The sequence below is a fragment of the Acinetobacter sp. D009 genome (genome assembly GCF_038562025.1).
Taxonomy (GTDB): Bacteria; Pseudomonadota; Gammaproteobacteria; order Pseudomonadales; family Moraxellaceae; genus Acinetobacter; species Acinetobacter pittii.
This window is the reverse complement of record NZ_CP151886.1, coordinates 1,184,268-1,199,276: the sequence shown is the minus strand read 5'-3', so window position 1 is coordinate 1,199,276 and position 15,009 is coordinate 1,184,268. Positions and strand designations below refer to the sequence as shown.

Sequence of the window (15,009 nt, the reverse complement as noted above, 5' to 3'; positions counted from 1 at the left end):
CTGAATAACCACATTTATTATATGAATAGTTATTTTCCGCTATTAACTGCAGAAGTTCGCTATAATACAATGTCAATGTCTCTATAAACGAGTGGAAAAGTTAAATATGTCAGAACACCGTAAACCTGAACAGGGTGTAAAACTTCGTGGCGCAGAAAAAGTCGCAAGAATTCCTGTAAAAGTTGTACCTACGGTTGAAGTGCCGCGTAAACCTGACTGGATTCGTGTCAAGATGACGGCACCAGAAGAAGTTCAGCGTATTAAAACCACTTTACGTGCTCAAAAACTCCATACCGTTTGTGAAGAAGCTGCTTGTCCAAACCTACCAGAATGTTTTGGTGGTGGTACAGCAACATTCATGATCATGGGTGATATTTGTACACGTCGTTGCCCTTTCTGTGATGTAGCACATGGTCGTCCAAATGCACTCGATGCAGATGAACCTCGTCACATGGCAGAGACAATTGCTAATCTTAAGCTCAAATATGCGGTAATTACTTCGGTTGACCGTGATGACCTACTTGACGGCGGTGCACAACACTTTGTGGACTGTATCAAAGAAGCTCGTGCACTAAGCCCAAACACATTGCTTGAGATTTTAGTACCAGATTTCCGCGGACGTATGGATATTGCTTTACGGATTATGACTGAATGTCCACCAGACGTATTTAACCACAACATCGAGACTGTGCCACGTCTATATAAAGCGATGCGCCCAGGTTCAGACTATCAACATTCTTTGAACTTATTAAAAATGTTTAAAGAATATTGCCCTGATATCCCAACAAAATGTGGTTTGATGGTGGGTATCGGTGAAACTGAAGAAGAAGTTATTGCATTGCTTGATGACTTGCGTGCTCACGATGTTGACTATGTGACTATTGGTCAATACTTACAACCTTCTAAACAACACGCGCCAATTGACCGCTTTGTAACGCCAGAAGAGTTCGAACGTTATGCAGAGCATGGCCGTAAACTTGGCTTTAGAAATATTTGGTCTGCACCAATGGTTCGTTCAAGTTACTTTGCTGATCGTCAATACCACGGTGAACCCGTACCAGAAGTTCGTCGCAAAGTAGATCCAGCTAAAAAAATCGCTGTTCAAGTTGTCGAAGCTTAAAAATTAAATATCTATAAAAGCCCTCTACTTCAGAGGGCTTTTTATTTGTATAAGAAAATCAATAACATTTCTTGACAAATCGATAAAACAACCCATTACACTTTCACTTAAAAATATCTTATACCTAAAAGTACGATATATCCCTGCTCTAGCATATACATCAATTGCGACATAAAAAATTAAATTTAAACAGCATTAAAATTAGCTAGTTAAGCCTTAAATCTCTCCTCGCTTTTTGTAACTTCTAACTTGAGGGCTTATCTAGCAAGGAGCAAGCATGGTTTTCCTACTCTTTGTTTTAAGCATTGTCATTCAGCTTTTTACAATATGGGCAATTTTCTTTTTTAACCTAAATCGCGTCATTGGCAGTGTTATTACGATTGTAGTAGCTATATTTACTGCACTCATATTAACGCCATGGGCTCTCATTTTAGGTATTCCCCTTATTGCCCTTAGTATCATTATTTTATTTGCACCATTACGCTTTAATCTGATTACTCAACCTGCATATAAAACTTTAGCAAACTCAATGCCGAGCATCAGTACGACTGAACAAGAGGCTTTAGAGGCAGGTACCAGTTGGTGGGAAAAAGAGTTGTTTATGGGGGCACCTGATTGGTCTCAGTTTGAAAAGTACCCCTACCCAACCTTGTCAGCAGAAGAACAAAGTTTTATAGACAATGAAGTTGAGCTCCTTTGTAGCATGCTAGATGAATGGGAAATTCATCATCACTTAAAAGATCTTCCACCTGAAGTTTGGCAATTTATTAAAGATAAAGGTTTTTTAGGCCTCATTATTCCAAAGTCCTTTGGTGGCAAAGAATTTAGCTCATTTGCACAAAGCCGTATTATGAGCAAAATTGCTTCACGCTCACTCACCACAGCTGTGAGTTGTATGGTTCCAAACTCGTTAGGACCAGGTGAGCTACTCATGCACTACGGTACAGATGCACAAAAGCAGCAATATTTACCGGGCCTTGCTAAAGGTGAGGAAATTCCATGTTTTGGTTTAACTAGCCCAGAAGCAGGTTCAGATGCAGGCGCCATTCCAGATTCGGGTGTTGTTTGCTACGGCGAATATGAAGGTGCTCAAGTCCTTGGACTTCGCATGAATTTCTCTAAACGCTGGATTACGCTTGCACCAATTGCAACTGTTGTTGGTCTAGCATTTAAACTTTATGACCCTGAAGGTCTACTCGGCGATAAAAATAAAACCGAATACGGTATTACCTGTGCACTCATCCCTGCAAGCCATGCGGGTGTAAAAATAGGAGCACGTCATTATCCCGGCTCTCCATTTATGAATGGAACAGTAGAAGGAAAAGATGTTTTTATTCCTATTGACTGGATTATTGGTGGTCAAGAAAATGCTGGAAAAGGCTGGCGTATGCTCATGGAATGTTTAGGCGTTGGTCGTGGTATTTCCCTTCCAGCATTAGCCACAGCCGCAGGTGAAATGAGCTATTTAACCGTTGGTGCTTTTGCGAAAATTCGCCAGCAATTTAATATTTCTGTCGGTAAATTTGAAGGCGTACAAGAAGCGACAAGTGAAATTGCCAGCGATGCCTATATGCTTGAAGCATTCCGTTATTTAGTGACATGTGGCCTAAACCAGGGTGGAACACCTGCCGTGATGACTGCCATGGCAAAATATTATGCAACTGAAACAATGCGTAAAGTTGTCAATCATGGGATGGATATTGCTGGAGGACGTGCAATTCAACTTGGGCCACGTAATTTCCTTGCCCTTACATATCAAGCAATTCCAATTGCTATTACGGTAGAAGGCGCAAATATTTTGACCCGTTCATTGATGATTTTTGGTCAAGGTTCAATGCGTTGTCACCCTTATCTATTTGAAGAGTTACAACTCCTTCAATCTGAAGATAAAAATAACTCGGTCAAAAAATTTGATGATTTGTTATTTAAACATTTAGCCTATACCTTTAACCGCGGTGCTAGATCATTTGCCTACGGTTGGACAGGTGGCTCAAGCGATGCGCCTCAGTCAGCAGATCAATTCACTGCAAGTTACTATAAAACGATTAACCGTTTTAGTGCCAATTTCGCACTTGTTTCAGATATGTCTCTTGGCTTACTTGCAGGCGACTTAAAACGCAAAGAAATGTTATCTGGACGCTTGGCAGATATTCACGCGCACCTGTTTATTTCTACTGCGATTTTAAAATTTTATGAAGCTGGACAAAAAACTGAAGCTGAACAACTTCACGCTAAATTAGCGCTACAAAAAGCTTTCTTGAATATTCAGGAAGCATTTTGGGGATTATTTGAAAACTTCCCAGCTAAACTTCCGGCAGCATTTGTAAAATGGATCTGTTTCCCTTTTGGTCGTGTCATTTCAAAACCAGATGATGAGTTAAAACAACAAGTCGCTGAACTTATGATGCAAGAGCACCCTTTCAGAGAACAGCTTAAACATCACGTCTTCTATTCAACCAAAGCCGATGATGTAACTGGACGTTTAGAACATACCTTCCAAATTCTACGAACACTTGAACCGCTTTGGGATAAGTTTAAAAAGGCTGAATCTAAAGGTAAATTTACAGGTCTTACTTTTGAAGAGAATATTACACAAGCGATAAAAGAAGGCTTTATTTCTGAAAGCGAAGCTCAACAACTATTGCAATACAACGCAATTCGATTCGACAGCATGCTTACAGATGTATTTGATGAAGATTTAAATAAAGATCTTCCTTTGTCGAACCCTCATCAAATTTAATGACTGATGCCTCCACTAATTCACTATTGCAATCACACTTGATTCGCATTAATTAATAAACAGCCATAAAAGCGTCAATCGACGCTTTTATTTTTAGGAGAAATTAATGTCTAAGCAAGATTACGAAAATGGATTAAAAGTTCGCACAGAAGTGATGGGAGAAGCTTTTGTAAAACGTGCCCAAGAAAATACCGTACCCTTTACCCAGCCTTTACAAGACTGGATTAATGAACATGCATGGGGATCGACTTGGCAGCGTGAAGGTGTGCTACCTCGTAAATATCGTTCATTAATTACTTTAGCAATGCTCACGGCACTTAAATCACCAACCGAACTCAAAGGCCATGTTCGTGGTGCACTTAACAATGGTTGTACTGTTGAAGAGATTCAAGAAACTTTATTGCACAGCCTACCATATTGCGGCGCCCCTGCTACTCAAGAAGCTTTTCGTGCTGCTTTAGAAGTAATTCAAGAATATCAACAAAAATAACTTCAATATGAGCCAGCACTCTACTGGCTCTTCTTATCTAATTCAATTTGGATGAATGCATCTGAAAATTACGATCATCAATCACAATAGCCTGACGACAGATTCCTTCTGCTTTACGCTGATTCTCAAAAACTGCCGCTGACATTGGTTCGAAACTATCAAAAAAGCAGATTTCATTTTGATCTATAGAATAAATGAGCGACTGATTACCAACGCCATCCAAAGTATCGTAGTACACAATCACCATTTTTCCGTTTTGAATTGCAGCTTGAATATCTTGATAGCTCAGCGCTGGTCCAGTTGGAATTTTTAATACCTTTGCTTCTTTATAACTCATACGTTCGCTTTGGCTAATGCTAGGATCCTCATCTGAATGAAATGACACTTCAAATCCTAGTTTCTTTAAAGCAACAGCTAAGGCAATAGTATAGGTGCCTCCTTCATCGTGTCGGCAAACATTAATCAGCTCAACCACATCAATTTGTACTCCATGATGCTGAAGCAACATCCAAACTGCAAAAACGCCACAGTTTGACTCTAAGCTTGCCAACGACTCGGGAATATTTAATGCCATAATTAGAATCTAAAGTGATAATTACGCAGATAATAAACAAAACTGGATTGGCACTAAAAGCTTTTCCAAGTACAATGTTTCGCTAGTCGAGGGATGCTGCGACAATTGATCGGCACTAAAGATCAATTTGCCAGGCTCGACGATCGGTTAAACACTCGTTTTAACCAACAACGGCATCCGCGAACAGAATGATCAATACTATTTTTTCCTAGGAGATCCTGATGAACGCGGTTAATGCTTCATTTACAGATTACAAAGTTGCTGACATCTCTCTTGCTGACTACGGCCGTAAAGAAATCAAACTTGCTGAAGCAGAAATGCCAGCTTTGATCGGCTTACGTAAACGCTATGCAGCTTCTAAACCACTTGCTGGTGCAAAAATTCTTGGTTGTATTCACATGACCATTCAAACAGCTGTTCTTATTGAAACACTTGTTGAATTAGGTGCTGAAGTACGCTGGACATCTTGTAACATTTTCTCTACTCAAGACCACGCTGCTGCTGCAATTGCTGCTCGCGGTATTCCAGTTTTTGCTTGGAAAGGTGAAACTGAAGAAGAATATGTATGGTGCCTTGAACAACAGATCAATGTAAATGGTCAACCTTGGGATGCCAACATGATTTTGGACGATGGCGGTGATTTAACTGCTCTTGTTCATGAAAAATACCCTGCTCTTTTAGAACGTATTCACGGTATTACTGAAGAAACTACAACAGGTGTTCAACGTCTTATCGAAATGTGGAAAGACGGTTCTTTGAAAGTTCCTGCAATTAACGTAAATGACTCAGTTACTAAATCTAAAAACGACAACAAATACGGTTGCCGTCACTCATTAAATGACGCAATCAAACGTGCAACTGACATGCTTTTGTCTGGTCGCCGTGCACTTGTAGTTGGTTATGGTGACGTAGGTAAAGGTTCTGCTCAATCTTTACGTCAAGAAGGCATGATCGTTCGTGTAACTGAAGTTGACCCAATTTGTGCAATGCAAGCATGTATGGACGGCTATGAAGTTGTATCTCCATACAAAAACGGCGTACAAACAGGCAAAAAAGAAGATATTAACCACGACTTACTTGGCAACACTGATCTTGTTGTAACCACTACTGGTAACTACCACGTGTGTGATGCAGCAATGCTAGACAGCTTAAAAGCTGGTGCAGTTGTATGTAACATCGGTCACTTTGATACAGAAATCGACACGGCTTATTTACGTGGTTACAAGTGGGTTGAAGTTAAGCCACAAGTTCACCAAGTTTATCGTTCAGAAGATGAAAATAACTACCTCATTCTTCTTTCTGAAGGCCGCCTTGTAAACCTTGGTAATGCAACTGGTCATCCATCACGTGTGATGGATGGTTCTTTTGCTAACCAAGTTTTAGGTCAAATTCACTTATTCCAAGAGAAATTTGCTGACCTTCCTGCAAATGAGAAAGCTGCAAAAATTCGTGTAGAAGTTCTTCCTAAGAAACTTGACGAAGAAGTTGCTGCTGCAATGGTTGCAGGTTTCGGTGGTGTACTTACTCAGTTAACTCAAGAGCAAGCCGATTATTTAGGTGTTGCTGTTGAGGGACCATTCAAGTCTGACGCTTACAAATACTAAGAACTTAAGGGCAGACGGTGAACCGACTGCCCTTTTTTCTAAAATGTTTCGCTGTTTACAAGGATTTGACATGACTAAACGTACACCTATTTCTTTTGAGTTTTTCCCGCCAAAAACTGATGCTGGTGCTGAAAAACTTCGTATTGTTCACCAAGAATTACAACTTCTGAATCCTGAGTTTTTCTCAATTACTTACGGGGCTGGTGGTTCTACTCGCGAACGCACGCTTGCTGCCATTGATGATTTTAATGGTAAAGGTACACCAGTTGCGCCTCATCTTTCTTGTATTGGTGATGATAAAGCTCGTATTGCTGAGTTACTGGATTTATATAAAGCTCAAGGCATTGACCGTATTGTTGCTTTACGTGGTGACTTACCATCTGGTCAGGTTGGGCTTGGTGAGCTTCCTTATGCTCAAGATTTAGTACGTTTTATTCGTGAGCACTCAGGTGATCATTTTCATATCGAAGTTGCAGCTTATCCAGAAATGCATCCTCAAGCTGAAAGCCTTGATACAGATATCCAACGTTTTATTGAAAAGGTACAAGCTGGTGCCAATGCGGGAATTACTCAATTCTTCTTTAATCCAGACTCATACTTTTATTTTATAGAGCGTTTGGAAAAAGCTGGAATTAACATTCCGGTGGCTCCAGGAATCATGCCAATTACCAACGCAAGCAACCTAATTCGCTTTGCAGACGGTACGGGTGCTGAAATTCCTCGCTGGATCCGTAAGCAATTACAAGCCTATGGTGATGACAGTGAAAGTATCAAAGCTTTCGGTCATGAAGTTGTTGTTAAGCTATGCGAACGCCTGATTGCAGGTGGTGCGCCAAGCTTACACTTCTATTCAATGAATCAAATCGAACCAACTCGTCAACTTGTTGTTGATCTTGGTTTAAATTAATTTTGTAAGGCGTACCCAATGAACCGTTTTTTTATTGAAACTGAACTTACAGTTGGCTCAACAATTCAACTGACAGAATCAGTATTCCATCATTGGGTGCGTGTTTTACGTGCACAACTACAAGAACAAGCGACTCTATTTAATGGACAAGGTGGTGAATATCTCGCGACATTGACCGAAATTAATAAAAAAAATGCGTTTGTCACAATTGAGAATTTTAACCCTGCAAATCGTGCTGCCCCTTTTAAAGCTGTTTTGGGTCAAGTCATGAGTAAAGGCGATCGAATGGATTATGCCATTCAGAAAGCCACTGAATTGGGTGTAAGTCAGATTCAGTTGCTAACAAGTGAGCGTTGTGAAATGCGCTTAAAATATGATCGAGATCAAAAAAAATTAGATCACTGGCAAGCTGTAGCAATTGCAGCATGTGAACAATGTGGGCTGAACTTAGTTCCCGAAGTATTAGCACCAATTTCTCTTCATGAATGGTTAAGTTCTTCTGAGCTTCCCCAATCTAAATTTGTTTTAGCACCAGAAAAAGAACAAAAAGATGTATTGGCAGGAATACAACCTGATCTTGCTTTACTTATTGGCCCAGAAGGTGGGTTAAGTGAAAATGAAATTACTCAAGCCAATCAAGCTGGTTTTATGAACTGGTGCATTGGCGACCGTGTTTTACGTACAGAAACCGCACCTGTTGTTGCCTTGTCTATTTTAAATTATCGATTTTTATCCACCTGAGTTCAGTGAACATTGATTAAATCGTTATTTAAAGTTAACTTACTTTTATTGTATGAATAAAATTTCAAATTCTTTTTCACTGATAAATCAGATTCTTTCTGTATATATGTAAAAAAATAGGATAGAAAAATCTTATGTCTGGGCTTCAGGAAGAATATCTACAGCATCAAACAAAAATTGAACAGCTGAAACTTTCAACTCAATATATACGCTGGTATTTGATTAGCTTAATACTGCTATGTCTCATTTCATATGGTATTTTTTCTTATTATTTTTCATCTGTAATAACAATTTTTAGCTGGTCTATTGGCCTCACTGTAGCATCTCTTATCGGCTTATTATTTATTCCAAATATTTTAACTCACTACCGTGCAATTGATTTTACAAAAAAAGCTAATCACATTTTACAAAGTATTTGTTTGATCTCAGGCATCTTAATTGGAATAAACGTCACAATTATTCATTTTTATCTTCCCCCTGAGTTAGTCGCTCTACCAGATGCTCATATTTTAATTGCTTTATTTATTACTTCGGCTCATATCATTGGCCTTACTTTTTTAACACAGCAACCACGATATTTTTATCTCTTATTTATTCCAAGTACCTTGCCCTTATTACTAGCTCAATTCACACATAACCCAATTACTCAGCTACCTTTTTACTTTGCCTATAATCTTACCTTTATGGCCACTGTACTTTGTGCATATGCTACGCAACGTAATTATCAAAAGATTTCTCAATTATTATTAAAAAACAAACAGCTTGTTCAAATTTCCGATCAACATACGCAATGGGCTGAAGAATTATGCATACAGCTCCAACAAGAAGTAAATAAATCTAAAGATATCGAAGCCCAGCTTCAATTTAATAATCATCTGCTTGAGCAAAAAGTACGTGAACGCACTTACGATCTCACAAAAATGAACGAACAACTCGAAAGCCATCACTACAATTTAGCTTTTGCGCATGAAACTGCAGGTATTCGACCTTGGGATTGGGATATTGAAAGTCAAAAATTAGAAATTACATTTTTCGATCAACAAAAACAAACTCAGACTGCCGTTATTCATCTCAATACGATATTAGATCGTATACATCCAAGTGATAAAAAACTTTTTGACGAACGTTTAAAACAACATTTGGAAGGCATTACAGATCATTTTAATATCACCTTTCGAATTTTACGTAGAGATGGTTCTTGGCGATGGATTCATGACGTAGGTCGTGTCATCACTAGAGATCCTAAAACACAAAAAGCGCTTCGTATGGTTGGAATGACTCGCGATATACATCAAGAGAAGAAAGATCAAGAACATCTAAGACTATCCGCAATTGTACTTGAGCAAGCTGCGGAAGGAATATTTATTTTAGATGAGCGCCTAAACTATATTGATGTAAATCCCTACTATGAAAAATTAACAGGATTTTCTAAATCAGAACTTGTTAATAAAGAATTATTTAGCATAACAATCAATCAAAAAGAATTACAACAGCAGTTTCATACCTCAATAACACAGCAACTCCTAGAGACAGGAGAATATATGGGTCAGTTTGACGAAAAATTTAGTTCTGGTAAAAGCGTATATTTATGGTTGCATATCAATGTAGTCAAAGATGAGTTCAATCAAATTACCAATTATATCGGGTTTGCACGCGACCTGACTGAGCAAAAACGTCAAGAACAACATCTATCTTATTTAAAAAATTACGACAGCCTCACCCACCTGCCTAATCGTCTTTACTACTATAATCAATTACATCAATATCTTGTAAACCCTTCATATAACATTAAAAATTTAGCATTAATACGGGTAAATATTGACCGCTTCCGAGCTTTCAATGAATTTTTAAATAATGATAGTGGTGATGAATTACTTAAACAGTTCGCTCAAAGATTGCGCTTAATCAATATCAATGCAATTTTAGTTGCCTATTTAAATAGTGATGATTTCGCAATTATTTATGAAATTTCCCCAATTCATCCAAATATTGAGCAATATTGCCAAAATATTTTACAAGCGCTCAATGCACCTTTTTATATTGATAATCACGAATATTTTATTACTGCATCTATTGGTGTCGCATGTTTTCCTGAGCATGGTAGACAAATTGATCACCTCAACCACCATGCGGAACAAGCATTGTCCGAAGCAAAACGCTTAGGTGGTAATACAATTTGCTATTATTGCAATAAAACAAATAACTCATATAAAACTGCCGATTTAGAGCAAGAGTTACGTAAAGCCATACAAAATGATGAATTTGTCATTTATTACCAACCCAAAATTAATCTACATGATCAATCTATTATCGGTTTTGAAGCATTAATTCGTTGGCAACATCCTGAAAAAGGATTAGTCATGCCAAATATGTTTATACCTTTTGCTGAGCGTAGTAGCCTGATTTCAGATATTGGGAAAGTTGTTTTAGATAAAGTTGGAAAGCAACTCCAAGAATGGAAAGATGCGGGTTATCTCAATATTCAAGTCTCTGTAAATATTGTCGCTCAACAGATACATCGAGGCTTATTACTCAATGATCTAGATGAAGTTTTGCAAAAATATAATATACAAGGTTCAGACCTAGAACTTGAAATTACAGAGTCAGCCCTTTTAGACAATACTGCCAATGTAAAAACGCTATTACATGCGATAAAACAACGAGATATCTCAATTGCCTTAGATGACTTTGGTACGGGTTATTCTTCTTTGGCCTATCTAACAGAATACCCAATTGACGTGTTAAAAATTGATCGTGCTTTTATTTCTAAAATTGGTGACCATAAACAAGAAGCAATTGTAAATGCAATGATCGCGATGGGTAAAAGTATGGGGCTTAAACTGGTTGCCGAAGGTGTAGAAACAGAAGAACAAGTCACCTATCTACAAAAACAGCAATGTGATTTTTTACAAGGTTATTTCTTTAGTCGCCCGATCCCTGCTGAGCAAATTATTCCTTATCTGCAAACAAAACCACATATTTCTTAATTGTTCTAATCATCTATTTTACCTATGCTGCTTTTTCCAAAAATGAGCGTTTTTGACTGTGAGAAATAAAGAAGTAGTGTTATATTCTTTAGCATTTAGCTCACCACGGGGCTATTGGCAATTCGTCTACTATTCTCTTAATTGATAAAAATTAAAGCATAGTAAAAAATTGAATTGCCTCTCCCTAAATGAGCAATTTGACTAGTTTGCTTTTTTGTATCAAATAGAGACTCAGATGGACGATCAATCTTTAAAACAGGCCGCTTTAAATTACCATGAATATCCAAACCCAGGGAAAATCAGCGTCACCCCAAGTAAGCAACTTGTCAACCAACGAGATTTGGCTTTAGCCTACTCACCAGGAGTTGCTGCGCCATGTTTAGAGATTGAACGTGATCCATCTGCTGCTGCAAAATATACAGCTCGCGGAAACTTGGTTGCCGTAGTTAGTAACGGTACAGCTGTTCTTGGTTTAGGTAATATTGGCCCATTAGCGTCTAAACCTGTAATGGAAGGTAAAGGCGTTCTCTTCAAAAAGTTTGCTGGTGTTGACGTATTTGACATCGAAATTGCAGAAAACGATCCAGATAAAATTGTAGATATTGTTGCCTCTCTTGAGCCAACTTTCGGTGGTATCAACCTCGAAGATATTAAAGCGCCAGAATGTTTCTATATCGAAAAGAAACTTCGCGAACGCATGAAAATTCCTGTATTCCATGACGATCAACACGGTACAAGTATCATTGTAGGATCAGCTTTGCTCAATGCATTGCAACTTGTAAATAAGAAAATTGATCAAATCAAAATTGTAGCTTCAGGCGCAGGTGCTGCTGCCCTTTCTTGTTTAGATTTACTTTGTGCTTTAGGCGTAAATAAAGAAAATATCATTGTTGCCGATTCTCGCGGTCTACTCACTACTTCACGTGAAGGCTTGGATGAATCAAAAAAACGTTATGTTCAAGACATCAAAGCAACTCAGTTACATGAAGTAATGGCTGGTGCTGATATGTTCTTGGGTCTTTCTGCTGCTGGTATTCTCACCAAAGAAATGGTGAAACAGATGGCTGAAAACCCTATTATTTTTGCTTTGGCAAACCCAGATCCAGAAATTTTACCTGAACATGCACATGAAGTACGTCCTGATGTAATCATGGCAACTGGTCGTTCTGACTATCCAAACCAAGTAAACAACGCATTATGTTTCCCTTACATTTTCCGTGGTGCACTTGACGTTGGTGCAACAACGATTAATGAAGACATGAAAATTGCATGTGTACATGCAATTGCACGTATGGCACACGTAGAAGCTGATGCAGCAACTTATGGTGAAAAATCTGCTTCATTTGGCCGTGACTATTTAATTCCACGTCCACTTGATCAACGTTTAATTTTAGAAATTGCCCCTGCTGTTGCTAAAGCTGCAATGGATTCAGGTGTTGCAACTCGTCCGATCGAAGATTTCTCTGCATACCGTCAAAAATTATCTGAGTTTGTTTATAACTCTGCATTCTTGATGAAACCGATTTTTGCTCAAGCAAAAACTGATCCTAAACGCATCGCATATGCTGAAGGTGAAGATGAGCGCGTATTACGTGCAGTGCAAATCGCAGTTGATGAAGATTTAGCTAAACCAATTTTAGTAGGTCGTACTGCTGTAATTGAAGCTAATATCAAAAAATTAGGCTTACGTTTACAACATGGCGTAAACATTGAGATTGTAGATCAAGAACAAAACCCAATGTATGAAGAGTTTTGGAAAGATTACTATCAAACAATGCAACGTAAAGGCATTACTGTTGAATATGCTCAACGTGAAGCTCGTCGCCGTTCAACTTTAATTGCATCTTTACTAGTTAAATTCGGTAAAGCAGACGGTATGTTATGTGGTACTTATAGTAGCTATAACATTCACCTTGACTTTGTACGCAATGTCATCGGTCTAAAAGAAGGTATGAACAACTTCTTCACGCTAAATGCATTGATGCTTGAAGATCGTAACTTGTTTATTGCTGATACGTACGTAAATACAAACCCGACTGCTGAACAACTTGCTGAAATGACTATTTTAGCAGCTGAAGAAGTACGTCGTTTTGGTATTACTCCACGTGTAGCCCTACTTTCTCATTCAAGTTTTGGTAGTGACCAGACTGACTCAAGTGCTCAAAAAATGCGTGAAGTTTATCGTATTTTATCTGAGCAAGCTCCTGAGCTTGAAGTTGAGGGTGAAATGCATGGTGATGCAGCATTAGACGAAAACATTCGTCAATTTGCATTCCCTGGCTCACGTTTCAAAGGTTCTGCAAACTTGCTCATTATGCCAAACTTAGATGCAGCAAATATTTCATTTAACTTGTTGAAAGCGACTTCTGGTAACAACGTTACTATTGGTCCAATTTTACTTGGGGCAGCAAAACCTGTTCATATTTTAACACCGACAGCAACAACTCGTCGTCTTATCAATATGACTGCTTTAACTGTTGCTGAAATCCAACAACAAGAAAAGTAATTTAGAAACTGCTTTTTACGAAAAGCATCTCTAATGACTTGAGAAAACCTCTATTCTGTAGCATGATTGCTTGAAGAATAGAGGTTTTTTCATGCAAGTGTATTTAGTAGGCGGTGCCGTCCGTGATTTTTTACTTGGGCATCCCTATCAAGAAAAAGATTATGTTGTTGTCGGTGCAACGCCGGAACACATGCTCGCCCAAGGTTTTCAACCTGTAGGCAAAGATTTTCCTGTGTTTCTTCATCCCGAAACGAAAGAAGAATATGCACTTGCACGTACTGAAAGAAAATCTGGTAAAGGCTACCACGGCTTTCAATTTTTTACCGATACCACAGTAAGTTTAGAAGAAGATTTAATCCGCCGTGATTTAACCATCAATGCCATAGCAATGGATCAAGATGGCAAACTATACGACCCATATGGCGGTCAAACAGATTTAGAAAATAAAACTTTGCGTCATGTTTCAGAAGCTTTTGCTGAAGATCCTTTACGTGTTTTACGTGTTGCACGCTTTGCGGCTCGCTATTCTTCATATGGTTTTCAGATTGCGCCAGAGACAATGCAGCTTATGCAAACCATGGCCGAATCAGGTGAGCTTGATGCCTTAACACCAGAACGTGTATGGAAAGAGACTTCTCGCGCACTTTTAGAAGATCATGCGGATGTTTATTTTCAGACATTGCGTGACTGTGGGGCGTTGAAACATCTTTTCCCTGAAATTGACGCATTATTTGGTGTACCACAGCGCCCTGAATATCACCCTGAAGTGGACTGCGGCATACATACCTTAATGTCGTTACAGCAAGCTTGTAAATCAAACTATTCACTTGATGTTCGATTTGCTGTTTTAGTACATGATTTGGGTAAAGCCTTGACTCCAGCTAATGAACTTCCTCGCCACATCATGCATGAAGAACGAGGAGTAAAACCTGTTACTGAATTATGTGAACGTTTAAAAGTTCCAACTCAAACTCGACAGTTGGCATTATCAGTGTGTAAAGAACATCTAAAATGTCATCAGATTATGTCGTTAAAACCGGGAACAGTATGGCGCCTATTACAGCGCCTAGATGTATTACGCCGTCCTGAGAGAGTTGAAGCTTTTGTACAAGCATGTGAATGTGATGCTAAAGGAAGATTAGGTTTAGAAGACCGACCTTATCCACAAGCTCAGTACATGTTGGATGCGATGCAAATCGTTCGCTCTATTAAAGTTCAGGATTTACCTGAAAACATTAAAGGTGCTGAGATTGGTGAAATGCTCATTCAGTACCGTATTGATGCTTTAACTGAGTTCAAACATCAGTATCAAGCCCTGTCTCATACTTAATTAACATCAA

General features: G+C 38.6%; 10 protein-coding genes. 9 read left to right on the top strand and 1 reads right to left on the bottom strand.

The features are described 5' to 3' along the window. Positions 1–106 precede the first annotated feature (106 nt). From lipA to AAC388_RS05540, 3 genes are all read left to right on the top strand, one after another. On the top strand, positions 107–1,120 hold the full coding sequence (gene lipA / locus AAC388_RS05550) for a lipoyl synthase (protein WP_002118167.1): 1,014 nt from the start codon (positions 107–109) through the stop codon (positions 1,118–1,120). Between the two features lie 277 nt (positions 1,121–1,397). Then, on the top strand, positions 1,398–3,860 hold the full coding sequence (locus AAC388_RS05545) for an acyl-CoA dehydrogenase (RefSeq protein ID WP_342371302.1): 2,463 nt from the start codon (positions 1,398–1,400) through the stop codon (positions 3,858–3,860). Positions 3,861–3,966: 106 nt separating this feature from the next. Next, positions 3,967–4,350 carry a carboxymuconolactone decarboxylase family protein gene (locus tag AAC388_RS05540; protein WP_000043120.1) on the top strand — a complete coding sequence of 128 codons (384 nt, stop codon included), beginning with the start codon at positions 3,967–3,969 and terminating at the stop codon, positions 4,348–4,350. Positions 4,351–4,387: 37 nt separating this feature from the next. Here AAC388_RS05540 and AAC388_RS05535 read toward each other — a convergent pair whose 3' ends face one another. After that, positions 4,388–4,924 carry a cysteine peptidase family C39 domain-containing protein gene (locus tag AAC388_RS05535; protein WP_311083825.1) on the bottom strand — a complete coding sequence of 179 codons (537 nt, stop codon included), beginning with the start codon at positions 4,922–4,924 and terminating at the stop codon, positions 4,388–4,390. A gap of 221 nt (positions 4,925–5,145) precedes the next feature. On the opposite strand from AAC388_RS05535, the gene ahcY reads away from it, so the two are divergent. From ahcY to AAC388_RS05505, 6 genes are all read left to right on the top strand, one after another. Further along, positions 5,146–6,528: an adenosylhomocysteinase gene (ahcY, locus tag AAC388_RS05530; protein ID WP_016145934.1), complete on the top strand. Its 1,383-nt coding sequence runs from the start codon at positions 5,146–5,148 to the stop codon at positions 6,526–6,528. Positions 6,529–6,598: 70 nt separating this feature from the next. Then, positions 6,599–7,435, top strand: coding sequence for a methylenetetrahydrofolate reductase [NAD(P)H] (gene metF / locus AAC388_RS05525; protein WP_342371301.1), 837 nt, complete (start codon positions 6,599–6,601; stop codon positions 7,433–7,435). An 18-nt stretch (positions 7,436–7,453) separates the two neighbouring features. Continuing rightward, positions 7,454–8,176, top strand: a complete 723-nt coding sequence (locus tag AAC388_RS05520; protein ID WP_199992010.1) for a 16S rRNA (uracil(1498)-N(3))-methyltransferase — start codon at positions 7,454–7,456, stop codon at positions 8,174–8,176. A 134-nt stretch (positions 8,177–8,310) separates the two neighbouring features. Beyond that, positions 8,311–11,163 carry an EAL domain-containing protein gene (locus AAC388_RS05515; RefSeq protein WP_342371300.1) on the top strand — a complete coding sequence of 951 codons (2,853 nt, stop codon included), beginning with the start codon at positions 8,311–8,313 and terminating at the stop codon, positions 11,161–11,163. Positions 11,164–11,398: 235 nt separating this feature from the next. Beyond that, entirely contained in the window at positions 11,399–13,669 is a 2,271-nt protein-coding gene (locus AAC388_RS05510) for an NADP-dependent malic enzyme (RefSeq protein ID WP_130172333.1), read from the top strand. A 91-nt stretch (positions 13,670–13,760) separates the two neighbouring features. Further along, complete coding sequence (locus AAC388_RS05505; RefSeq protein ID WP_342371299.1) at positions 13,761–14,999, top strand: multifunctional CCA addition/repair protein; 1,239 nt, start codon at positions 13,761–13,763, stop codon at positions 14,997–14,999. The last annotated feature ends 10 nt before the right edge of the window (positions 15,000–15,009 follow it).

Bases quoted from the DNA above. Each gene is read 5' to 3' on its own strand.
- lipA (WP_002118167.1), top strand. From the start codon at position 107: ATGTCAGAACACCGTAAACCTGAACAGGGTGTAAAACTTCGTGGCGCA.
- AAC388_RS05545 (WP_342371302.1), top strand. From the start codon at position 1,398: ATGGTTTTCCTACTCTTTGTTTTAAGCATTGTCATTCAGCTTTTTACA.
- AAC388_RS05540 (WP_000043120.1), top strand. From the start codon at position 3,967: ATGTCTAAGCAAGATTACGAAAATGGATTAAAAGTTCGCACAGAAGTG.
- AAC388_RS05535 (WP_311083825.1), bottom strand. From the start codon at position 4,924: ATGGCATTAAATATTCCCGAGTCGTTGGCAAGCTTAGAGTCAAACTGT.
- ahcY (WP_016145934.1), top strand. From the start codon at position 5,146: ATGAACGCGGTTAATGCTTCATTTACAGATTACAAAGTTGCTGACATC.
- metF (WP_342371301.1), top strand. From the start codon at position 6,599: ATGACTAAACGTACACCTATTTCTTTTGAGTTTTTCCCGCCAAAAACT.
- AAC388_RS05520 (WP_199992010.1), top strand. From the start codon at position 7,454: ATGAACCGTTTTTTTATTGAAACTGAACTTACAGTTGGCTCAACAATT.
- AAC388_RS05515 (WP_342371300.1), top strand. From the start codon at position 8,311: ATGTCTGGGCTTCAGGAAGAATATCTACAGCATCAAACAAAAATTGAA.
- AAC388_RS05510 (WP_130172333.1), top strand. From the start codon at position 11,399: ATGGACGATCAATCTTTAAAACAGGCCGCTTTAAATTACCATGAATAT.
- AAC388_RS05505 (WP_342371299.1), top strand. From the start codon at position 13,761: ATGCAAGTGTATTTAGTAGGCGGTGCCGTCCGTGATTTTTTACTTGGG.